Source organism: Rossellomorea sp. NPDC077527 (genome assembly GCF_044542955.1).
Classification (GTDB): domain Bacteria; phylum Bacillota; class Bacilli; order Bacillales; family Bacillaceae_B; genus Rossellomorea; species Rossellomorea aquimaris_E.
This window is the reverse complement of the sequence record NZ_JBITVL010000005.1, coordinates 168053-190760: the sequence shown is the minus strand read 5'-3', so window position 1 is coordinate 190760 and position 22708 is coordinate 168053. Positions and strand designations below refer to the sequence as shown.

At 38.9% G+C, this 22708-nt stretch carries 22 protein-coding genes; 17 read left to right on the top strand and 5 right to left on the bottom strand.

Features of this window, described 5'->3' with window-relative positions:
* Positions 1–205: 205 nt before the first annotated feature.
* The 4 genes from hutH to hutG are packed head-to-tail and all read left to right on the top strand — an operon-like array spanning position 206 to position 5611.
* The gene (gene hutH, locus ACIGG7_RS17810) at positions 206–1738 is read left to right on the top strand and encodes a histidine ammonia-lyase (protein WP_397550512.1); all 1533 of its coding nucleotides are present in this window, start codon (positions 206–208) and stop codon (positions 1736–1738) included.
* Positions 1731–3401, top strand: a complete 1671-nt coding sequence (hutU, locus tag ACIGG7_RS17805) for a urocanate hydratase (protein ID WP_397550511.1) — start codon at positions 1731–1733, stop codon at positions 3399–3401. The genes hutH and hutU overlap by 8 nt, the downstream gene beginning before the upstream one ends.
* Before the next feature lies 1 nt (position 3402).
* Complete coding sequence (hutI, locus tag ACIGG7_RS17800) at positions 3403–4686, top strand: imidazolonepropionase (protein WP_397550510.1); 1284 nt, start codon at positions 3403–3405, stop codon at positions 4684–4686.
* Positions 4664–5611: a formimidoylglutamase gene (gene hutG / locus ACIGG7_RS17795; RefSeq protein WP_397550509.1), complete on the top strand. Its 948-nt coding sequence runs from the start codon at positions 4664–4666 to the stop codon at positions 5609–5611. Before hutI ends, hutG begins: the two co-directional genes overlap by 23 nt.
* Before the next feature lie 46 nt (positions 5612–5657).
* Here the strand turns inward: hutG and ACIGG7_RS17790 are convergent, their stop codons facing one another.
* From ACIGG7_RS17790 to ACIGG7_RS17780, 3 genes are all read right to left on the bottom strand, one after another.
* The gene (locus ACIGG7_RS17790; RefSeq protein WP_397550508.1) at positions 5658–6065 is read right to left on the bottom strand and encodes a DUF4830 domain-containing protein; all 408 of its coding nucleotides are present in this window, start codon (positions 6063–6065) and stop codon (positions 5658–5660) included.
* Between the two features lie 134 nt (positions 6066–6199).
* Positions 6200–6523 carry a hypothetical protein gene (locus ACIGG7_RS17785; protein ID WP_397550507.1) on the bottom strand — a complete coding sequence of 108 codons (324 nt, stop codon included), beginning with the start codon at positions 6521–6523 and terminating at the stop codon, positions 6200–6202.
* 248 nt (positions 6524–6771) lie between these two features.
* A complete protein-coding gene (locus tag ACIGG7_RS17780; RefSeq protein WP_397550506.1) occupies positions 6772–6921 on the bottom strand; it encodes a hypothetical protein in 150 nt (49 codons plus the stop codon).
* Positions 6922–7122: 201 nt separating this feature from the next.
* Here ACIGG7_RS17780 and ACIGG7_RS17775 point away from each other — a divergent pair, with 201 nt between their 5' ends.
* Entirely contained in the window at positions 7123–8016 is an 894-nt protein-coding gene (locus tag ACIGG7_RS17775; RefSeq protein ID WP_397550505.1) for a helix-turn-helix domain-containing protein, read from the top strand.
* Positions 8017–8100: 84 nt separating this feature from the next.
* Here the strand turns inward: ACIGG7_RS17775 and tagU are convergent, their stop codons facing one another.
* A complete protein-coding gene (gene tagU / locus ACIGG7_RS17770) occupies positions 8101–9039 on the bottom strand; it encodes a polyisoprenyl-teichoic acid--peptidoglycan teichoic acid transferase TagU (RefSeq protein WP_397550504.1) in 939 nt (312 codons plus the stop codon).
* Between the two features lie 98 nt (positions 9040–9137).
* The gene (locus tag ACIGG7_RS17765) at positions 9138–9911 is read right to left on the bottom strand and encodes an SGNH/GDSL hydrolase family protein (protein ID WP_397550503.1); all 774 of its coding nucleotides are present in this window, start codon (positions 9909–9911) and stop codon (positions 9138–9140) included.
* Between the two features lie 200 nt (positions 9912–10111).
* On the opposite strand from ACIGG7_RS17765, the gene ACIGG7_RS17760 reads away from it, so the two are divergent.
* The 12 genes from ACIGG7_RS17760 to ACIGG7_RS17705 all read left to right on the top strand — a co-directional run bounded on the left by ACIGG7_RS17760 (position 10112) and on the right by ACIGG7_RS17705 (position 22675).
* Complete coding sequence (locus ACIGG7_RS17760; protein ID WP_397550502.1) at positions 10112–10852, top strand: YveK family protein; 741 nt, start codon at positions 10112–10114, stop codon at positions 10850–10852.
* A gap of 19 nt (positions 10853–10871) precedes the next feature.
* Positions 10872–11543: a CpsD/CapB family tyrosine-protein kinase gene (locus ACIGG7_RS17755; protein ID WP_397550666.1), complete on the top strand. Its 672-nt coding sequence runs from the start codon at positions 10872–10874 to the stop codon at positions 11541–11543.
* Between the two features lie 102 nt (positions 11544–11645).
* A complete protein-coding gene (locus ACIGG7_RS17750) occupies positions 11646–12413 on the top strand; it encodes a tyrosine-protein phosphatase (RefSeq protein ID WP_397550501.1) in 768 nt (255 codons plus the stop codon).
* A 356-nt stretch (positions 12414–12769) separates the two neighbouring features.
* Positions 12770–14095 carry a UDP-glucose dehydrogenase family protein gene (locus ACIGG7_RS17745; protein ID WP_397550500.1) on the top strand — a complete coding sequence of 442 codons (1326 nt, stop codon included), beginning with the start codon at positions 12770–12772 and terminating at the stop codon, positions 14093–14095.
* A 21-nt stretch (positions 14096–14116) separates the two neighbouring features.
* Positions 14117–14998, top strand: coding sequence for a UTP--glucose-1-phosphate uridylyltransferase GalU (gene galU, locus ACIGG7_RS17740; protein WP_397550499.1), 882 nt, complete (start codon positions 14117–14119; stop codon positions 14996–14998).
* Positions 14999–15101: 103 nt separating this feature from the next.
* On the top strand, positions 15102–15800 hold the full coding sequence (locus ACIGG7_RS17735) for a sugar transferase (protein WP_397550498.1): 699 nt from the start codon (positions 15102–15104) through the stop codon (positions 15798–15800).
* A 68-nt stretch (positions 15801–15868) separates the two neighbouring features.
* Entirely contained in the window at positions 15869–16783 is a 915-nt protein-coding gene (locus tag ACIGG7_RS17730; RefSeq protein ID WP_397550497.1) for a glycosyltransferase family 2 protein, read from the top strand.
* Between the two features lie 146 nt (positions 16784–16929).
* The gene (locus ACIGG7_RS17725) at positions 16930–17760 is read left to right on the top strand and encodes a glycosyltransferase (protein ID WP_397550665.1); all 831 of its coding nucleotides are present in this window, start codon (positions 16930–16932) and stop codon (positions 17758–17760) included.
* A 47-nt stretch (positions 17761–17807) separates the two neighbouring features.
* A complete protein-coding gene (locus ACIGG7_RS17720) occupies positions 17808–18632 on the top strand; it encodes a sulfotransferase (RefSeq protein WP_397550496.1) in 825 nt (274 codons plus the stop codon).
* A gap of 258 nt (positions 18633–18890) precedes the next feature.
* Entirely contained in the window at positions 18891–20033 is a 1143-nt protein-coding gene (locus tag ACIGG7_RS17715) for a glycosyltransferase (RefSeq protein ID WP_397550495.1), read from the top strand.
* An 83-nt stretch (positions 20034–20116) separates the two neighbouring features.
* On the top strand, positions 20117–21355 hold the full coding sequence (locus tag ACIGG7_RS17710; RefSeq protein WP_397550494.1) for an O-antigen ligase family protein: 1239 nt from the start codon (positions 20117–20119) through the stop codon (positions 21353–21355).
* 96 nt (positions 21356–21451) lie between these two features.
* A complete protein-coding gene (locus ACIGG7_RS17705) occupies positions 21452–22675 on the top strand; it encodes a flippase (protein ID WP_397550493.1) in 1224 nt (407 codons plus the stop codon).
* Positions 22676–22708 lie beyond the last annotated feature (33 nt).

The following is a 22708-nucleotide window of genomic DNA, read 5'->3' as shown; positions in this document are numbered from 1 at the left end:
TTGAAAGGAGGCTCGACCAACGGCAGAAGTCTGTCTTTGGTCGAGCCTCCTTTTTGTGTGGGTACGTGCAGGTGTCCGTCCCACAACAGATTAAAGCGTTAAAGAGAAAATCCCAGTAATAACGGCAAATAGCAGTGGGAACGAACCGAAAATAGGTGTTTTTCAGAGGTCCGTCCCTAACAAATACATTGAAGAGGTGATCAGAATGGTGGAGTTGACGGGTTGTAGTTTGAGTTTGGATGAGGCGAAGCGTGTGATTTATGGGAAGGAGCATGTGGAGCTTTCGCCGCTGAGTATGGAGCGGGTGAGGAAGAGTCGCGCGGCGGTTGAGAAGATTGTGAAGGAGAAGCGCGTGGTGTATGGAATCAACACGGGCTTTGGGAAGTTTAGTGATGTTCTGATCGATGCGGAAGATGTGGAGGAGCTTCAGCTCAACCTCATTCATTCCCATGCTTGTGGAGTGGGTGACCCGTTCCCGGAGAATGTTTCACGTGCGATGCTTCTACTAAGATGTAACGCTCTTTTAAAAGGGTATTCCGGGGTTAGACCGGTCATCGTAGAACGTTTGGCTGAATTCCTGAACAAAGGGATCCATCCAGTAATCCCTCAGCAGGGTTCACTTGGTGCAAGCGGAGACTTAGCGCCGCTTTCCCATCTGGCACTTGCTCTAATGGGAGAGGGAGAAGTTCACTATGGGGGTGAAGTTCATCAGACACTCACTGTCCTATCTAAAGAAAACATCTTCCCAATCCAGCTTCAAGCGAAAGAAGGATTGGCACTGATCAACGGAACACAGGCCATGACGGCAATGGGCGTCATCGGTTACCTGGAGGCAGAAGAACTTGCTTTCCAAAGTGAGATGATTGCCAGTCTGACTATGGAAGGATTAAGAGGAATCATGGATGCCTTCGACGAAGATATTCATTTAGTAAGGGGATATCCTCAACAGGTCGCAACAGCTGAACGAATCAGAAACTACCTAGAAGACAGCAAACTCACAACGAAACAGGGAGAGCTACGAGTACAGGACGCCTACTCTCTAAGGTGCATCCCGCAAGTACATGGAGCATCCTGGCAGGCTCTTGATTACGTAAAAGAAAAACTGGAAATCGAAATGAACGCGGCGACGGATAATCCGCTGATCTTCGACGACGGGGAAAAGATCATCTCCGGTGGGAACTTCCACGGCCAACCGATCGCGTTTGCCATGGACTTCATGAAGATCGCCGTCGCAGAGCTCGCCAACATCTCAGAACGACGAATTGAACGTCTCGTAAACCCGCAGCTCAATGACCTGCCACCTTTCTTAAGCCCGCAGCCTGGACTGCAGTCAGGTGCGATGATCATGCAATACTGCGCGGCGTCACTTGTATCCGAAAACAAAACCCTTGCCCACCCGGCAAGCGTCGACTCGATCCCGTCATCCGCCAACCAGGAAGACCATGTCAGCATGGGGACAATCGGATCACGTCACGCCTACCAGATCCTGCAGAACACAAGAAGAGTCCTCGCTGTCGAACTCATCTGCAACTTACAGGCAGCTGAACATCGAGGGACGGACCTCATGGCAAGCAAGACAAGACAATTTTACGAAGAAGCGAGAAAGGTCATTCCTTCCATTACAAAGGACCGCATCTTCTCGAAAGACATAGAAAAAGCCAACGAGTGGCTGCAACAAACGACGCTAAGCACACTGATCAAACCAACCAAAACAAAGGAGGAAACGACAAATGGTTAAGGCAGACAAACGTATCGTACAAGTAAAAAGAGGGACGGACCTCGAATGTAAAGGATGGGAGCAGGAAGCGGTTCTCCGCATGCTCTACAATAACCTCGATCCGGAGGTTGCAGAAATCCCTGAAGAGCTAGTCGTCTACGGCGGAATCGGGAAAGCGGCACGTAACTGGGAGTCCTTCGACGCCATCGTCCACACACTCAGAAACCTAGAGAACGATGAAACCATGCTCGTCCAATCCGGAAAGCCGGTTGGTGTGTTCAAAACTCATAAAGCAGCTCCGAGAGTCCTACTATCCAACTCAGTACTTGTACCGAAATGGGCGAACTGGGAGCATTTCCACGAGCTCGATCAAAAAGGCCTCATGATGTATGGCCAAATGACGGCAGGAAGCTGGATTTATATCGGTACACAAGGAATCCTCCAAGGGACGTACGAAACGTTCGCCGCTCTTGCGAAAAAACATTTCAACAACTCCCTTAAAGGGACGATCACCCTTACTGCCGGATTAGGCGGAATGGGTGGCGCGCAGCCACTCGCCGTTACGATGAACGGTGGAGTCGTAATCGCAGTCGATGTAGACGCAGAGCGTATCCAAAAGCGCCTTGACACTAAATACTGTGACGTGAAAACCGATTCCATCGAAGAAGCTCTGATGATGGCGTATGAAGCACGTGATCAAGCCAAGCCACTTTCCATCGCTTTACTAGGAAACGCAGCAGAAGTTCACCATGAACTCCTCAAGCGTGACGTGAAAATCGACATCGTAACCGACCAAACATCAGCCCACGATCCACTGAACGGCTATGTCCCTGAAGGGTATACACTAGAAGCAGCGGCAGAGCTTCGCAAACAGGACACGAAAGCATACACGGCCCTTTCACAAAAAAGCATGGCCAAGCACGTAGAAGCGATGCTTGAATTCCAGCATAGAGGATCCATCGTATTCGACTACGGCAACAATATCCGTCAGGTCGCGAAGGATGAAGGAGTCGACAATGCCTTTGATTTCCCTGGCTTTGTACCGGCCTACATCCGTCCGCTATTCTGTGAAGGAAAAGGACCTTTCCGTTGGGCAGCACTTTCCGGTGATCCAGAAGATATCTATAGAACAGATCGCCTGATCAAAGAGCTTTTCCCAGAAAACGAAGCGCTGAATCGCTGGATCGATATGGCACAGGAGCAAGTAGCGTTCCAAGGGCTTCCTTCCCGTATATGCTGGTTAGGCTATGGTGAGCGCGTGAAAATGGGTCTTGCCATCAATGAACTGGTACGTAATGGCGAGCTGAAAGCACCGATCGTCATCGGCCGTGACCACCTGGACTGTGGATCAGTAGCTTCACCGAACCGTGAAACAGAAAGCATGAAGGACGGCAGTGACGCAGTGGGTGACTGGGCGATCCTGAACGCCCTTATCAACACAGCGGCAGGCGGCTCCTGGATCTCCTTCCACCACGGCGGCGGAGTAGGTATGGGCTACTCATTACACGCCGGAATGGTCGTTGTAGCAGACGGGACAGATCTAGCACAGGAACGATTAGAGCGAGTATTGACAACAGACCCTGGTATGGGCGTTATCCGTCACGTGGACGCAGGCTACGACATTGCAGAAAAAACAGCTGAAAAACACAACATCCACATCCCGATGAACAAAGGAGGAGAGTAATATGACCGCAGCACAATTCGACACAATCATTGACAATATCGGCCAGCTCCTGACAATGGATCACGGGGACGGACCTCTGAAAGGGGAGGCGATGAGCACCCTCCCTGTTCTGGAAAATGCAGCATTAGCCATCAAGGACGGCCTTGTCGCCTGGATCGGCACGCATGAAGAAGCACAAACCCTCAAAGCGACGGAACGGATCGACGCAGAAGGAAAGCTTGTCTCACCAGGTCTGGTAGACCCACATACACATCTGGTCTTCGGCGGCTCCCGCGAACACGAAATGGCCCTGAAGCAGCAAGGAGTTCCATATTTAGAAATTCTGAAGCGTGGAGGAGGCATCCTCTCTACAGTAGGTGCCACCCGCGAAGCATCGGAAGAAGAGTTACTAACAAAAGCACGTTTCCATCTGAACAGAATGATCTCATACGGAGTTACAACAGTTGAAGCGAAAAGCGGCTACGGCCTTGACCGTCCGACAGAGATAAAACAGCTGAAAGTGGCCAAACAATTAAACGAATCCCACCCGGCAGAAATCGTCTCTACATTCCTTGGAGCACACGCCATCCCACCGGAATTCAAAGGCCGCTCCGATGAATTCCTACAAGAAATGCTCAATCTGCTATCCGACATCGAAAAAGAACAACTAGCCGAATTTGTCGACATCTTCTGCGAAACAGGCGTATTTACCGTCGAACAGTCTCGCCAATTTTTAAAAACGGCCAAAGAAAAAGGCTTTTCCGTCAAAATCCACGCCGACGAAATCGATCCACTCGGCGGAACGGAAATGGCAACGGAAGTAGGAGCAACGAGCGGAGACCACTTAGTGGGGGCTTCCGACAAAGGCATCCAGGCACTAGGCGAAACCAACACCATAGCTGTTCTTCTACCAGGAACGTCTTTCTACCTGAACAAAGGCAAATTCGCCAACGCAAGAGGCATGATGGAAGCGGGAGCGGCAGTCGCCCTATCCACGGACTTCAACCCAGGCAGCTCGCCGACAGAGAACCTGCAGTTCATCATGAACCTGGCATCCCTACAACTAAAGATGACGCCGGAAGAAATCTGGAATGCCGTCACTGTCAACTCAGCCTACGCGATCAACAGGGGAGACTCAGCAGGAAAGCTAATCAAAGGCCGTAAAGCTGACATCGTCCTTTGGGATGTACCGAACTATCACTACGTTCCATATCATTACGGAGTTAACCATACCAACACCGTTATGAAAGATGGCCGGATCATCTACCGTAAGGAGAAGCTTCATGAGCACATTTCAACACATTAAGCCGGCAGGAAAGGCACTGTTTAAAGACCGCTACACAACGAAAGCGGCTGAACTCCTGACACCATGGGAAGAAGAGAAGAAAGGGGATATCGCCATTATCGGCGCTCCCCTCTCCAAACCCTCCATCTCCCACTCAGGAGCAAGCTTCGCACCAGATGCCATCAGACGCTGCCTGAACTCGTTCACAACCTACAACATCGAAAGAGGGACGGACCTCCAAGAAGAAAGCAAAACAATCATAGATTTCGGCGACATCACCATGCACCCAACATCAATCGAAGAGTCACATCAACGAATCTATGAATCAACCAAAGCAGCTACCGAAAAGAAAGCGGCACCCTTCACCATCATCCTGGGAGGCGACCATTCCATCACCACATCCACGGTCAAAGCCATCAAGGAAATGAAGGGGACGGTCGGAATCATCCAGTTCGATGCCCATCATGACCTCAGGAACACGGAGGATGGAGGGCCGACTAACGGTACACCGTTCAGAAGATTGATAGAAGGTGGCCACATTCAAGGTGAGCATCTGATTCAAATCGGGATCCGGAACTACGCCAATGCGAAGGCCTATCATGACTACGCCATTGAGCAGGGCGTCACTGTATACACGATGAAGGACGTCAGACAACAACAAATAACGAAACTCATCCAAGAATCCCTGTCCCAACTGGAATCCAAAGTCGACACCATCTACCTATCCGTCGACATGGATGTCCTTGACCAGGCATATGCACCAGGCTGCCCGGCGATCGGTCCAGGGGGTATGCACCCGGATACTCTCACAGAGGCGATCCAAACCGCCCTCCAACATCCAAAGGTCACGACCATGGACATCGTCGAAATCGACCCAACCCTCGACACTAGAGACATGACGAGCCGAATCGCGGCCCTGCTCATCTTAGAAACTCTAATAAAATAAAGAATAAGCTTTGGCCTCCATCAAACGGCCAAAGCTTTTCTTCATCTCATCGAATAATACCGTCCCTTACCACCCTCTCCTTATCCTCTAAAGAAAACAGCCCGGGATCCCACCCCTCCAAGATCCCAAATCCTCCGATAATCTCATCCTCCACTTCATAAACCTTTACCCACATATCGTCTCCATTTTTCTGCTTATCCTTCAATATATACGTTGTGATAACCGCTTCTTTTCCTTGATATGGACTGAAATCCATCCCGGCAACTTTGAGATTGTCTATTTGTTCAGGGGCATGTCGCAGGGTTTCCGAAGTTGCGTCCATCTTCGAATCAATCTTCCAACCGAAAGAAGATACATAGGCTTGATGACTTTCCTCAATCACCTTATCCGGATCACCGCACCCATCCAAAGCGAAAATTAGCAATAAACAAAACAAAGCCTTACAGACATTCATTCCCTAGCCCCCTTTATTAAAAAAATATACCATGAATAACCATCTAAAAACGCAAATTAAAAAGCACAGAATCCAACAAGATTCTGCGCTTTCATGTATAACGTGAAACGAATATAGAGGTCCGTCCCTCACATTTAGTTGGTTGCTTCGAGTTGCAGGTCATAGCCTGAGTGGATTTCTTTCATACCGATGACGTTAAGGAAGTGGGTCAGTTTGGTCATGCACGGTTTGGTTAGGTCCTGGACGACCTCAAAGTGGTCGATGACCGCACATTTTTCCTGTTTGGCGGATAGTCCACCCTGGGACTTTCGATAAGTTACTTCGCCGTTCAGAGGGTAAGTCGATACCATGGCTTCTCCGACCTTACAATCACCTTTAGAGAATTCGAAATGGAATTGGATCGACATATCCATATCCGAGTATAGAGGATTTACTTTCATGCTTATGCTTTTCATCATGAAGCCCCCTTTCTGTTATTGTACTTTTATCCTAGCACAAGTAAAAATAAAGGGTATTTTGGCTCATTGCTCAAATACGAGTGATTTGTATTGGATTTAAGTCCAATTTGACACTTTTTCGGTATTTATATAACTACAAGCATATTCCCAGAAGAATATTTCTCATAGTCCATAAAAAAAGCACTGATACGGAGTAAGAGTGCTTTTTAAGTAAACGCTATATTCAACTTATGGTTGTTTCTATATAATTAATATAGGTGAGGCAATTCAGCTTTGTATAGATGAGGCAATTCTGTTTTTGTTGTAGGAGCAACTTCAGCGGCACTGGCTGATCCGATTCCAGCAAAGCTTAAAACTAGGATAGAAGCTGTTAATACCGCGCAAATACGTCTTTTCATAGGACTTTCCTCCTTTTTCAAAATGTAGAAAATTCGGTATTATTATTAATACCACTAATATTAACTTTATTAAAACATATTTTCATTAAATGGTAAAAGTCGATTAAAGGTCTTTTCGCCTATTATTGCACTATTTTCTAGACGAATTACATGCTTTTCTATTCAAAATATAACTCTAGGAATATTTTTGGGGGTGACACGTTGGATTTCTTAGCAATAGGCAAGAAAATAAGGGAATTACGGAAAAATATAGGTCTATCTCAAGAAGAAGTAGCGGAAGGTGTCTGCACTCAGGCACAAATAAGCAAAATCGAAAAAGGAATCGTCTATCCATATGCCTCAACCCTCTACCTCATATCACAAAAACTCGGTGTCGACGTCAACTACTTCTTTGATATCGGGATGACACCAAGATTAGATTATATCCAGGAAGTCGAAAATCAATTGAAGGTATTAAGGCGAAACCTGGAATTTGAAGAAATGATGGAAATCGTCCAAACAGAAATCAATAATCCACTGTTCAGTCAAAATAAAAAGAATCTTCAACTTCTGCTTTGGCATAAAGGGATCTATCAATTCGAGGTAGAAAAAGATCAGGCGAAAGCATCACAGACGATGAAGGAAGCGATAGGCTTGACTCAGGAGTCGAGTAAAGTATGGTCGGAAAGAGAATTGGAAATGATGATGACCATGGGAGCATTCCACTATAATGATAATATTGAGGAAGCCCTGAGAATATTCGAAGAGGTCAAGCATCACATTGATACTGTCCCCCACTTGATTGATTTAACCATTATTACAAGACTCTATTACCATCTCGCAAGGGTACTCACGCGGATGCAAAAGTTGGATGAATCAATCCAGTACTGTAAAAAGGGGATCAGCTGGTGCATTCAAAAGGATAGTATGTTCGCACTTGGTGAATTCAATTACCATATAGGGTATAACTATGAGTTAAAAGGTGAATGGGACTTAACCTTAAAGTATTTGCAAAAGGCACTCACCGTATTTGAGTTGCAGGAAGACGATAAATATGTCAATCTCCTTCATACGAAAATCAAAGGACTTTCAAAGAGTGAATCACCATCTTCCTAAGGATTCTGCTAGACTATGCATCCATTCTCGAAATAAAAAAGGCAAGAGATGATCAAAATGTGATCATCTCTTGCCTTTCTATGTTTATTGTAGCTCCAAATGCTCCTTCAAAGTCTCCTGTATCTCACCAATCTCCTCATCCGGAATCACATAATAATAAATCCCATCAATCTTCGTCCCAGACCCATCCTCAATCCGGATCTGCTCAATCTTCTTCGCAGCCGCCTTATAATGCTTCTGAATATCCACCATCTCTTCAAACTTCATATTCGTCTTCACGTTATTCCCCAGCGCATCAAAGATATCATCAAATTTCCAAAGGCTCGAAACACTTGCTCCTTCATTAATAACAGCCTGGATAATCTCACGCTGACGAAGCTGACGACCGAAGTCTCCGCGTGGATCTTCATAACGCATACGGGTAAAGGCAAGTGCCTCTTTCCCATTCAGTGTAAGTTCACCTTTATTAAAATCGTATCCGTCATAATTGAAATCAATATCATTCTGAACCGTCACACCGCCAACGGCATTTACGATGTCAGCGAAACCTTCCATATTGATCTGAACATAATAATCAATCGGAATATCCAACAGGTTCTCTACCGTATCCATGGACATCTCCACTCCACCGAAGGCGTAAGCATGGTTAATTTTATCCCGGGTACCATGTCCGATGATATCCGTCAGAGTGTCACGCGGGATGCTGAGCATTTTCACCGACTTCACTTCAGGATTAACAGTCAGAACAATCATAGAATCAGAACGCCCCTTGTCATTTTCCCGCTCGTCAACCCCAAGGAGCAGGACAGAGAAAGGCTCTTTGTCGTTAAATTCAACTTCTTTCGTACGCTTTTCAGATACATCCCGTTCAATGGGAGAATGCATCGTTTCTACTGCCTTGTTAAGAGAATGGTAGACACTGTACGCATAGGCTCCTCCGCCAAGCACCAGCAGAACCGCCAGGATTCCAAGTACCTTCACCCAGGTCCGTTTCTTTCGTTTTTTATGTTTTTCGCTTCTCATATGGTTATGACCCTCATTTTATTCGTAATAGTTAGACTACTGAATAACATATCAAATAATTTGGAAAATGAATAGTCATTTTTCACCCGAAATGACACTTATTCTTTCTCAGAAATAAAGTAGTCTGTCAGGTAGTCAGTCCACAATGTGTAGCCTTTTTCATTCGGGGTATCCTGTGATTCCACCAGCATGTCCTTAAGGGATTCATCCGTCGGCCATTCACTCCAATGATCAAGATAGGTAATACCCTTTTCCTCCGCGTAAGCCCTTAACTTCTCCACGTCCATAGGATAATACGTTGCCCCGAAAATGGGATGAGAGGGTTGAAGGAGTAATACGACATCCTCATTTGCGCCCTTCAGCTTCTCCAGGAAAATGCCGATGCTGTCTTGATTGTCTTCAGCAAGTACACCAACACTATTATTATTCAGTGAAAACGGCTCATATAACACCATATCGGGAGAAAAGGAAATCACTTCATCCACTTCTTCTCCATTAATAAAGTTCAGGGAGTCGGTGTCATATTGGAAAACAGAGACTTCCATGGATTCGCTATAAGCATTCTCCAACTCTTCTTTCAGTTGCACACTCCAGCCGTTCTCCTCCGCACCTAATGCTGGAGACCCGACAATGGCTACCTTATACGCCTGTCCGTTCTCTACCGCATCCTTGTAAGCCTTCTGCGCCCGTTCCGGCCAGTTCGAATACAAAGGGCTCTCTGATTTTTCTTCTGTAGGGGCTGAGTCAACTTTCTCCATTGTAGGCTGCTTACTATAAGAAGACACTGCCGTCTTCTCATGCCAATATGTGTTCCCTAATATCAGGAATGCACAACAGCCAATTGTTAATAGAACTAGCAAAAAATTCTTCATATGTTAACCTCCAACTTTTTGGGAAAAAGTAAGTAATTATTACCAACTTATGAGACTCCCTTTTCATAGGGTACTATGTATAGTTTAATATAATAAAAGCATAAAATGACAAGTTTATTAAAATTATTACAATAAAGTACAAAAAATACAATACGCGGTATGATATAATATTACATATTTTTGTAATTCAGGAGGAACTTATGGAAGAAACAATCAGTTTAAGAGAATTGATGGATACACTGAAGAAACGTATCAAGTTAATCTTGTTTATGACGTTGACCGCTGTAATCGTCAGTGGAGGGATCAGCTTCTTTCTATTGACCCCAATCTATCAATCATCCACCCAACTGCTCGTGAACCAGTCCAAATCGGATCAACCGGCATACAACATTGGTGAAATTCAAACGAATCTTCAATTAATCAATACGTACAATGTCATTATGAAAAGCCCGGCCATTCTGGAAAAAGTCATTTCTGATCTTGATCTGAAAATGACGTCGTCAGAGTTGAATGAAAAGCTGACGGTAGCAAGCGAGAAAGACTCTCAGGTTATCAATCTTTCTGTACAGGACACGGATCCTTACCAGGCAGCCGAAATTGCCAACAAAACGGCTGAAGTGTTTCAAACAGAAATCAAGAAAATTATGAGCGTGGATAATGTTAAAATCCTAGCCGCCGCAGAAGTAGGGGAACATCAATCTCCGATTAAGCCAAAACCGTTATTAAATATTGCTATTGCTATGGTAGTAGGTCTGATGGCAGGAGTCGGACTTGCATTCCTATTAGAATTCCTTGATAACACCATTAAAACCGAGCAGGAAATCGAGAAGATCTTAGGACTGCCGGTCCTGGGCTCAATCACAAAGATTAAAGACCAGGAAGATAAGACAAACAGTCGCGCAGAACGCAATACACGAGTACGAGGTGAGTCTATTGGCTAAGAATAAGAAAAAGCTCATGATGAATACGAAACGGAAACTAGTAACGAAAACAGATCCCAAGTCTCCAATTTCAGAACAATACAAGACCATTCGTACCAACATCAATTTCTCATCCGTCGATCATGAGATGCGTTCCATCATGGTCACATCCTCAGGTCCGGGAGAAGGGAAATCGACAACAGCCGCTAACCTGGCAGTCGTATTTGCCCAACAAGGGAAGAAGGTCCTCTTGGTAGACGCGGATATGCGTAAACCGACAGCGCACTATACCTTTAACCTGACGAACACCTTCGGACTAACGACCGTCTTATCGAGACAAAAAAATCTAACGGATGTAACCAACCATTCTGATGTCGAGAATTTAGATATCCTGACATGTGGACCCGTTCCGCCTAACCCTGCAGAACTAATGAGTTCTAAATCAATGGAAGATTTCCTTGTAGAAGCATACCAGGTATATGATGTTCTGATCTTTGATACACCCCCTATCCTTGCCGTAACAGACGCACAGGTACTGGCTAACCAATGCCATGGAACTGTACTGGTGGTCAGCTCCGGTACAACGGAGGTTGATAGCGCAGTGAAAGCGAAAGACGTGCTTTCTTCAACAAAAGCCAAATTGCTAGGTGTTGTATTAAATAATAGAGAACATAAAGATACAAGCTATTATTATTATTATGGAAAAAAATAGTATACATTCGACAATTTTCACCCCTTTACAACCATACCCAATAGAGTAAAATGGTAGATAGGGCAAAATTGAGTCGAAATACCTATTAAAGGAGGAGTCGGATTGATCGATATACACAGTCATATTCTGCCAGGTGTTGACGACGGCGCAAAAACTATCGAAGACAGCATCGACATGGCGAAACAAGCCGTGTCAGAAGGCATTCATACCATCATCGCGACTCCTCATCATATGAATGGAAAGTACGACAATACAAAGTCGGCTATCCTTCCACTAGTACAGGAGCTAAATGCAACGTTAAAAAGCGAAAATATCAATCTCCAAGTCTTACCCGGACAAGAATGCCGTATCTACGGTGAAATTCTAGAAGATTATGAGAAGGGAGAAATTCTCTCTCTTAACGAGTCCTCACAATATATATTTATCGAGTTCCCATCAAGCTCCGTTCCAAGATACGCTGAACGCCTACTCTACGATATCCAAGTAGAGGGCCTGACACCCGTCATCGTCCATCCGGAACGAAACACAGAACTCATCGAACGACCGGAGAAACTCTACAAACTGGTCAAGAACGGAGCCGTTACCCAACTGACCGCCTCCAGTCTCGTCGGCTACTTCGGCAAAAACATCCAGAAATTTTCACAGCAGCTTATCGAAGCCAACCTGACACACTTCATCGCATCAGATGCCCATAACATACATAACCGCTCCTTCAAGATGGAAGAAGCAATGGACGATATAGAGAAAAAGTACGGAATAGACATGGTCTATTACTTTACGGAAAACGCAGAGATGCTCGTCGATGGAAGAACAATCTATAAAGAAATACCTGAAATGATCAAAAAGAAGAAGTTCCTCGGACTCTTCTAACATACAGGTAATCCTAAGGTACTATTGTCGTTGGTCAGTTAGAAACAAAAGCTATACACAGACAACAGTAGAATTTTGGGAATGTCTCCTTGCCATTATCCATGGAGGCACTCGGTCACGCCGTGGGTGAAGAGAAACTTCGCCTTAGACGCTCGTCGTCAGTGGTGGGATGTGAGGAAGGGTTAGATGCCCACATTTACTATTTTAAAAGAAGTAAGTAAAGAAAAACAATGAAAGCGTTTTATGTAATAGTTGGTTCAGGTTCCAATTGGATACCTAATGAAAAAACATTTGGGAAATGTGTTTTTTCATTAGGTATTTATTATGTCGAATTTCAAGAGAAAAAGGAGAAGGTTATGAAAATAGCAGTAGTTGGTACAGGATATGTTGGGTTAGTGACAGGTACATGTTTATCGGAGATTGGTCACCACGTGACATGCATAGATATAGACGAAGCGAAGGTCAACAGAATGAGTGAAGGGATTTCCCCAATCTACGAGCCAGGACTAAATGAATTGATGAAGAAGAATATCGAAAATAATCGATTACAATTTACAACCAATCATTCTGAAGCGTTTCAATCAGCAGATGTCATTTACATTGCGGTTGGAACACCAGAGAAGGAAGATGGGTCAGCTAATCTTGCTTTCGTAGAGCAAGTTGCCATCGATATTGCAACCGGTGTCGACCATGATGTGATAGTCGTTACGAAGAGTACTGTGCCTGTGGGAACCAATCACTGGATCAAAGAAACGATTCAAAAGCACCTGGTTCATCCTGTGAAAGTGGAAATTGTTTCGAATCCTGAGTTCCTTCGTGAAGGGGCAGCTATCTATGATTCCTTCCATGGTGATCGCATCGTGGTTGGAGCAGATAACCCAGCTGCCGCAAGAGTAATTGAAGAAATCAACAAGCCATACGGCATCCCTGTATTCAAGACAGATATCCGCAGTGCTGAAATGATTAAGTATGCTGCCAATGCCTTCTTAGCAACAAAAATCAGCTTCATCAATGAAATCTCAAACATCTGTGAACGAGTGGAAGCAAACGTAGAGGATGTGGCAGTCGGGATGGGGATGGATAACCGCATCGGCTCACAATTCTTAAATGCTGGAATAGGGTACGGAGGTTCATGCTTCCCGAAAGATACAAAAGCTCTGGTACAAATCGCAGGGAACGTAGAATATGAGTTTGAACTACTGAAAGGGGTCATTGAAGTCAATAAAAAGCAGCAAAGCATTCTGTTATCGAAGCTTCAAGATCGTTTCTATAGTTTAAGTGGCAAGAAAATTGCTGTACTGGGCTTAGCATTTAAACCAAACACGGACGATATGAGGGAAGCAGCCTCTATCCCTATGACGAATCATCTCGTTGAGAAAGGAGCCTACGTCATTGCTTATGATCCAGTGGCAATGGAGCAAGCTAAGAAAATCATCAACCCAGACGTAACTTTTGCTAATTCAACGGAAGAAGCATTAAAAGATGCCGACGCAACACTCATCCTAACAGAATGGTCCGAATTCAAAGACCTAGATATAGACACCTTCAAATCAACTATGAAACAACCAATCATCTTCGACGGTCGTAATTGTTATGACATTGAAGTCATGAATAACAAAGGAATTGAGTACTACTCAATGGGAAGGCCAACTGTAAATACAAGAGAAAAAACTGGTATATAAAAATTATAGGGGGACTAGAATATGAAAAAAGTAAGAAAAGCCATCATTCCAGCAGCTGGGTTAGGAACACGTTTCTTACCTGCTACCAAAGCTATGCCGAAAGAAATGCTTCCAATCGTAGATAAACCAACTATTCAATACATAGTAGAGGAAGCGATTGCATCTGGTATTGAAGATATCATTATCGTAACGGGAAAAGGGAAGCGTGCCATAGAAGATCACTTTGACCTTGCTCCTGAACTTGAAAGAAACCTAGCAGAAAAGGGTAAGTTTGATTTATTAGAAAAGGTTCAACACTCGAGTAATTTAGTAAACATACATTATATTCGTCAAAAAGAACCTAAAGGTTTAGGTCATGCAGTATGGTCTGCTCGTAATTTTATTGGTGATGAGCCATTTGCTGTTCTATTAGGCGATGATATTGTAGTGAGCGAAACCCCTTGCGTAAAACAATTAATTAATCAATATGAAAAAACAGGTTCATCTATCATTGGAGTTCAAACAGTCGAACACAACCAAACTCATCGATATGGAATAATTGATCCAGTATCTAAGGAAGATAGAAGATATCAAGTGAATAATTTCGTAGAAAAACCTGCACTAGGAACAGCCCCCTCAAACTTAGCCATTATGGGGCGTTACTTACTAACACCAGAAATTTTCACTATACTTGAAGACCAAGAAACAGGTGCAGGTGGAGAAATCCAATTGACTGATGCAATTCAAAAGCTAAACAGGATACAAACAGTTTATGCTTACGACTTTGAAGGTGAAAGGTATGATGTTGGTGAGAAACTAGGATTTGTTGCTACAACAATTGAGTTTGCACTTCAAAATAAAGAAATTGGTGAACAAGTTGAAGAGATTATTAAAAAGTTAATAAATAAAAAAATAAAAGTATAATTCTAAAGTTTGATATGAATGTGTGAAAAATTCAAATAGATTCATATGTTTAGTAATATGAATATTTCTATTTTAGCTATTATAAGGAATGAAGGTGTTTTGAATGGATCAAAATAGTCAAGGAGTAAAGTCAGGTTCGCTATATAATAGTGAAAAACCGGCTTCCAGAAACCATTTTAATATTTCAAGTAAATATCTATTTTTTAAAAGATCCATGGATATAATTATATCCATAATATGTTTAATGTTAGTAATACCATTATTTATATTAGTAGGCTTAGTGTATATGTTCGGAGATTCTAAAGGGCCTTTATTTTATAAACAGTTAAGGTATGGGAAAAATGGTGGAATGTTTTATATGTATAAATTTAGATCAATGGTAGTAAATGCTGATTCAAAACTTAAAACTAATGTTGAACTTTATCAGAAGTATATTAGCAATAATTACAAACTCGAACAAGACGAGGATCCTAGGATCACTAAGTTCGGGAAATTTTTAAGGAAAACTTCTTTAGATGAACTTCCCCAATTATTAAATGTCTTAATGGGTGATATGAGTATAGTAGGTCCGAGGCCAATTGTAGAGGAAGAACTAAAAGAATATAAAAATAAACGAGAGGAATTTTTATCAGTAAAGCCAGGTATTACAGGGTTCTGGCAAGTAAATGGAAGAAGTAATATTGGATATCCTGAGAGAGTGGATCTTGAGTTATATTACGTTTACAACCAATCCATATTTTTGGACCTAAAAATATTACTACAGACATTATTTGTAGTGTTTACGAAAAAGGGTGCTTATTAAAAAATTTACTTGCTATTAGACAAATTAATAACATAAATTCATTAAAAGAAATTGAGGATATTTTAGTTATGGAGAAACAAATATTTCCATTGATAAGTGTTATAATTCCAACCTTTAATAGGGCTTATATAATTCAGAGAACTATAAAGAGCGTGTTAGATCAATCGTATGAAAATATAGAAATTATAGTTATTGATGATGGATCTACTGATAATACTGAAGAAATAATAAATCTAATTAAAGTTAAGCATAAAACACAAATTAAATACGTTAAACTTAAAAAAAATTCAAACGGTGCAGTTGCTAGGAATGCTGGTATTGAGAACGCACGGGGAGAATATATAGCATTCTTAGATTCTGATGATTTTTGGGAGAAAAGAAAATTAGAAAAACAGTATCAATATCTAAGTAGTTATAAAAATGTAAACAATATAGTTTGTTATTCAAAATTAATTGCGGATAGAGGGAAAATAAAGAAAATAATGCCTCAAAAAGGAATTGGAGAAAAGGAAACAGTAGGTGAATATTTATTTGTGAATAATGGTTTAATTCAGACAAGTACTTTGATGTTACCCACTGAATTAGCAAAAAAAGTGAAGTTTGATCCAAATTTAAAAAAACATCAGGATTGGGATTATTGTTTAAGATTAGAATCTGAAGGGGTAAAGTTTATATTTCTAGAAGAAGCATTATCTAATTATGATCTTAAGGATAAGGATAATATTAGTAAAAAGAATGACTATAGATTCTCTTTGGAGTGGATCAAAAAGGTCAGGCCTCTAGTAACGGACAAAGCTTATTTTGCTTTTATAGGAAAATATATATCAGTATACGCTGGTAGAGAAGGTAAAAAGGTAGTTGGTTTGAAAATATGTTTAAGTGCTTTTTTGAATAAGAGTATATCTGTGAAAGATTTAATTATTACTCAGATTAAAATCCTTATTCCAAGCAAGTTGATTTACATTATTGTTAAAAATAGATAATTTCTTGAGGTAGTCTCTTAATAGAGGTGTATTTATGTTTTCTGTTCTTAGAGGTAAGAAGAAATTATAGTTTATATTATTATAATAAATCAAAATCTTAGATTAGATTTTGATTTATTATCCATGTTTAAGTAAGAGGGTGTTTTATTCTGGAAAAGTTCTCAGTATTATTATCAGTGTACAATAAAGAGAAGCCTGAGTATTTATTAGAGTCGCTTAACAGTGTTTTAAATCAAACAATAGTGCCTAATGAAATACTAATTGTTAAAGATGGTCCGTTAACAAGTCAACTTGAAAAAATAATTGAAGAATATTTAAATAATTATCCAAAATTATTCAAAATAATTAATTTTTCTGAAAATAAAGGATTGGGTATAGCGCTGAGGGCAGGAGTTGAAGCTTGTTCTTATGAAATAATAGCAAGAATGGATACTGATGATATATGTCACAAAACTAGGTTTGAAAAGCAGTTGAATTTTTTAACAAATAATAAAGAAATTGCAATTGTAGGGACAAATGCATTAGATTTTGATAGAAGTATAAACAACGTTATTTCAAGTAGAGTTTTCCCAGAATATAATAGAGAAATAATGTATAAATCTAAAAGAAGATGTCCTTTTTTACACCCAACAGTAATGTTCAGAAGAAGTGCTATACTAAAAGTTGGGAATTACGAAAATTTATTATGGTTTGAAGATTACTTATTATTTCTTAAGTTGTTGAAAAACGGTTATAGAGGATACAATCTTCAAGAAAACCTTCTTTATTTTAGAAGTAATGAAGAGACTTATAATAGACGAGGTGGAGTAAAGTATTTAGTAGAAGAGTATAAAGCATTAACACTCTTCTACAAAAGAAACCTTTTTAATTCATGGCATTATTTAACAAACCTTATGCTCAGATCTATAATTAGAATATCTGGAAATAAAATAAGAACCTTAATATATAAAACCTTTTTAAGAAAAAAAAATAAATAATATTATATGTTTTTTCAAAAATGTATATTATTTGGGAGGCTAAATAATTGATTAAGCAAATGCTTAATAAATATTATTACATACCTGAAAATATAAAAAAAATACCCAAAAATTTCACTTCTACTGTAAATAAACAGCCCTTAATTATATTAGGTAATCAAAAAAGCGGTACGTCTGCTATTGCTGGGCTGTTGGCAGAACTAACGGGTAGTTCTGTAACTATAGACTTGACAGGGATATGTGGTGGAAACCTTTTAAAAATAAATAAAAATAAAATATCTATTGAAGATTTAATTAGTAACAACAAGTACGATTTTTCTAAAGACATCTTAAAGGAACCGGCTTTAACATTTATATACAGTGACTTAATTAAATATTTCCCTAATTCTAAGTACATATTTGTCATTCGTGATCCTCGAGAAAATATTAGAAGTATATTAAACAGAATAAAATTGCGTGGAGATTTAAATGAGTTGTCCGCTATAGAAAAGAAATCGTTAAAGATGATTCCAAATGTATGGGACCAAATTGTTAACGGTGAGGATTTAGGAATAACTGGTCAAAATTACATTGAAATTTTAGCTAAAAGGTGGAATATTGCTACAAATATTTATATGGACAATGAAAATTTCCATCTTGTTAAATATGAGGATTTTATTGAAGATAAAGCGAACTATATAGAAAGGTTAGCAATAGATATAGGTTTAAAGAAAAAATTTGAAATATTAAATAAAACTGATATTCAGTTTCAGCCACCTGGTAACAGAAGTATACCCCTAGAGGATTTTTTTGGGAAAATGAATTTGAATATTATTGAAAATACATGCAGGGAAAATATGAACAAATTAGGTTATTTTAGTTTTAACAAATAATTTTTTTAGATTAGAAAGGTTCGAGTCATGTAAATGTCTAATTATCTTTATCTGCAAATTAAAGTTTTAAGATATTGAAATTTTTTACATAGCTCTAACCAAATATTAAAAATTTCTATTCAAAGTCTATATTTGCAGATGATTCTACTACCGAAAATATTTATATTTTCAAGAGTTAAATTTCTTTATATCAATTTGATGTATAGATTTACAAAATCAAGGCCTATTTTTTACTAAAACAAGAAAGGTAAAATTGTTATGAATAATAATACAATTGCAATTTACAGAGATAAATTATTGCCTCCATCAGAAACTTTCATATTATCCCAAAGAGATTCTTTAACAAATTATCAGAGTTATTATATCGGTTCCAAAAAAGTTGATGGTTTAGAAATTTCTGATGATTCTTCATTTGTCATAAATAATGGGGGGTATTACGGTCTACTATGTGAAACCTTCTTTAAATTATCGAGATATTCGAAAAGGTTAGATAACTTTTTGAAACAGTATGAACCTACTCTTATACATGCTCATTTTGGACCAGATGCCTTACTTGTTAGTCCTCTTGCCAAAAAGAATAATGTCCCATTGTTAACTACATTTCACGGGTATGATATAACTATAAAAGATAAATTTGCTAAAAAATCTTTTTATGTGCATAGAAAATTTATAAAGCATAAAAACGAGTTAATGAAAGGTGGAACTGCTTTTATAGCAGTATCTAACTTTATAAAAGAAAAATTAATTGAAGAGGGATTTAGTGAAAATAAGATATTTGTTCATTATATAGGTATTGATACGCAAAAGTTCAAACCTATTGAAGATTTGGAAAGGGAATCAACAGTTTTATTTGTTGGTAGGTTAGTTGAAAAAAAGGGTTGTGAATATTTAATTAAAGCAATGGAAGAAGTACAAAAAGTTAATCCAGAAGTGAGATTAGTTATAATTGGTGATGGACCCCAAAGAGAGAAATTGGAAAGGGCCGCTAAAGAAAAATTAATTAATTACCAATTTTTAGGATTTCAATCTCAATCCAACGTAAAAAAATGGATGAATAAATCAAAGGTGTTTTGTACTCCCAGCATAACTGCTGAAAATGGAGATACGGAAGCTTTTGGCCTTGTATTTGCTGAAGCCCAAGCTATGGGTCTTCCTGTGGTCAGTTTTAATAGCGGAGGGATATCAGAAGTAGTTTCCCATGAAAATACAGGGTTTTTAGCTAATGAAAAAGACTGGCTAGACTTATCGAAGTATATTCTAAGGCTATTTAATGATGAAGATTTATGGCATCAATTTAGTGGGAACGGTATTAAGCATATTAATGAAAATTTTGACCTGAAAACGCAAACCGGTAAATTAGAGGATATTTATTCTAAAATAATAAAAGAGTACTATAAATAACAATGTTTGTATTGTGGTGGATTAGTAGAAAAAAACGTATTTAACAGAAGGTAGATTAATACTAATGAATAGGGAGTGGAATTTTGATAAATAACTTATGGGGAACCCTTATTTTATTGATTGGAATTACTCCTTTTGTTAATAATTTAACATACTATAGGACAAGGCCAGAATTTATAACTAATGCAATGGCAGGTAATTTGCAGCATGTTATATATATTATAATAGTGTTTTATTGTATATATATTTTTATAAGTTCCTTTAAAACTCCTTTTTTATCAGATGCAAAGAAGTTAAATTCATTAACGTGGGGATTTTTCCTAATGATGATGGGGCCTTTTTTTTCGCAATTCCTTGGCTTTGTGCCATCGTTTAATATTTCAATCTACATTATGCTCTTAGTATTTGTAACAACAAATTTTCTTCCTGAAATCGAAGTTATTTCATTAATCAAATATATTAAAAGAGTTTTAATATACTTGTATGGTTATGGTAGCTTGGTGTACCTCCTATTAGCACCTGAAAATGCTGCTTCATTAGAATATAGTTACGGAATAATAGGTCTAGATATAAGGTTAAACGGGTTGGCTAATCATTCTAATGTGTTAGCACTGCTAATGATAATTTATTTACTGTTAGATATCTTTGGAGTGCGGTACTCTGAAAGATTAAGAGTAAATAAATTTAATCATTTAGTTGCCGTAGTGGTTATTATTCTTGCTCAATCAAAAACAATTTGGATTGCAATGCTTATTTGCTATTTAATTATGTTCTTATATGCATATGGAAAAAATAAAAATAATAAATATTTATTAATATCTTTGTTATTTTTTAGTTTATCCACCCTTTTAATAGCCTTAGTAATGTTATTAAATAAAATTAATGATTTCTTCATTGAACATGATATATATACGTTGACCGGCCGCACTGAAATTTGGAGGAACACTATAGAAATGTGGAAATTAAATCCAATGTTTGGTTATGGTCAGTCACTATGGTCTGAATCAATGGCTCAAACATATTTTCCTCAACTCATGTGGGTACCAGGGCATGCCCATAGTCAATTCTTTCAGACCTTAGGTGAGTCTGGGATCTTTGGTGTTGTTTTCTTATGTATATATATAATTATTTTCATTATTTCAGCAATAAAGTATGCAAGAAGTACAAGTGGTTTAACGATTGTGTTGGTTTTTGTACTTTTAATTAGGGGGATTTCTGATCCTATTTTTATTTCTAATATCTTTAATGCCTCGTTTTTTGTACATTTTTGTATTTTTAGTTTATTTATATTGTTAGGGAAATCCGAAAAGGCTACTAGTTAGATATATCAAAACCATATAAAATAAGCTTACAAAGGAATTAGTTATGTTGTTTTTCATTTTATTCTAATTATTATTGGCTCACAAGGAATGATAAGCTTGTTAAATATATTTAAAAAATATGCTTCAAATGATTTTGTTGTGAAATTATTTGACTCATTTTTGGGTCGCGGGTCATTTATTGTTTTTACGCTACTTTTTTCTTTTGTTTGTACCAGATTATATGGTGCAGAGATATTTGGTAAATACACATATGCTATGACGATAGTACAAGTATTAATGATAATTTCTAGAGCGGGGTTAGACAATGGATTAATGTATTCAATACCAAAAAACAAATATAAGCATGTTAGCTTAAGTTTTATGGTGAGTTTTGTAATATTTGTATTTTCTTCATTGTTTTTAGCTACCTTGACTAATAATGATTATCTTAAATTTATGCTCCCATTAATTTGGTTTCTATCTGCTGAAGAGTTATTCTTTGGAATGTATAGAGCAGAGGGGAAGATAAAAGAATTCTACATCATTAACGGTTTTTTTTCTATGTTATTGAGAGTAGTTTTAATAATAATTTTTTTCTTTGTTTTTGGGAAGAACGAATACAGTCTTGCTATAGGGGTTTATATATCTTTATTATATTCAATCAGCACATATTATTATCAGAACAGATTTAAATTTGGACGACTAATCTTTGACAAGTCGTATTTAGCTTATTCACTCCCTCTATTATTAGCTACGATGATGGGGACACTGATTAATAGAATTGACATTATTATGATTGGAAGTCTCTTGTCAAATACTGATGTAGGAATATACCAGATAACTATACAAGTATCTAATATGGTTTCAGTATTATTGCTAATATTTAATACAGTTCTTGCTCCACGAATTTCTGAATTATACCATAGAGGTAAGGATGAAGAACTTAAGTTACTATATGTAAAAGCTACAAGATTTTTAGCAGTGTTTTCTTTAATTACGACAACACTTTTACTTATTTTTAGTCAGTTTGTTCTTAACTTGTTTGGTGAAGATTTTGTGATGGGTCAAACTGCTTTAATTTATAGAAGCATTGGTCAATTTGTAAACATAGCTGTAGGTGGTGTCTGGTTAATGTTATCTATGACTGGTAAACCAAAATTCCAGTTGTATGCCAATATATGTGCTTTATTAATTAATATTACTCTAAATGCTATTTTGATACCCTCAAATGGAATAAATGGTGCTGCGTTCGCAAGTATGGTGACATTATCGTTTACTAATATCGTTGGATATATTGTTGTTTCTAAGAGGTTCGGTGTCAAAGTATTTAAACTATTTTAATCGTCATATCTAAAGGGTAATGAGGTTAATCTT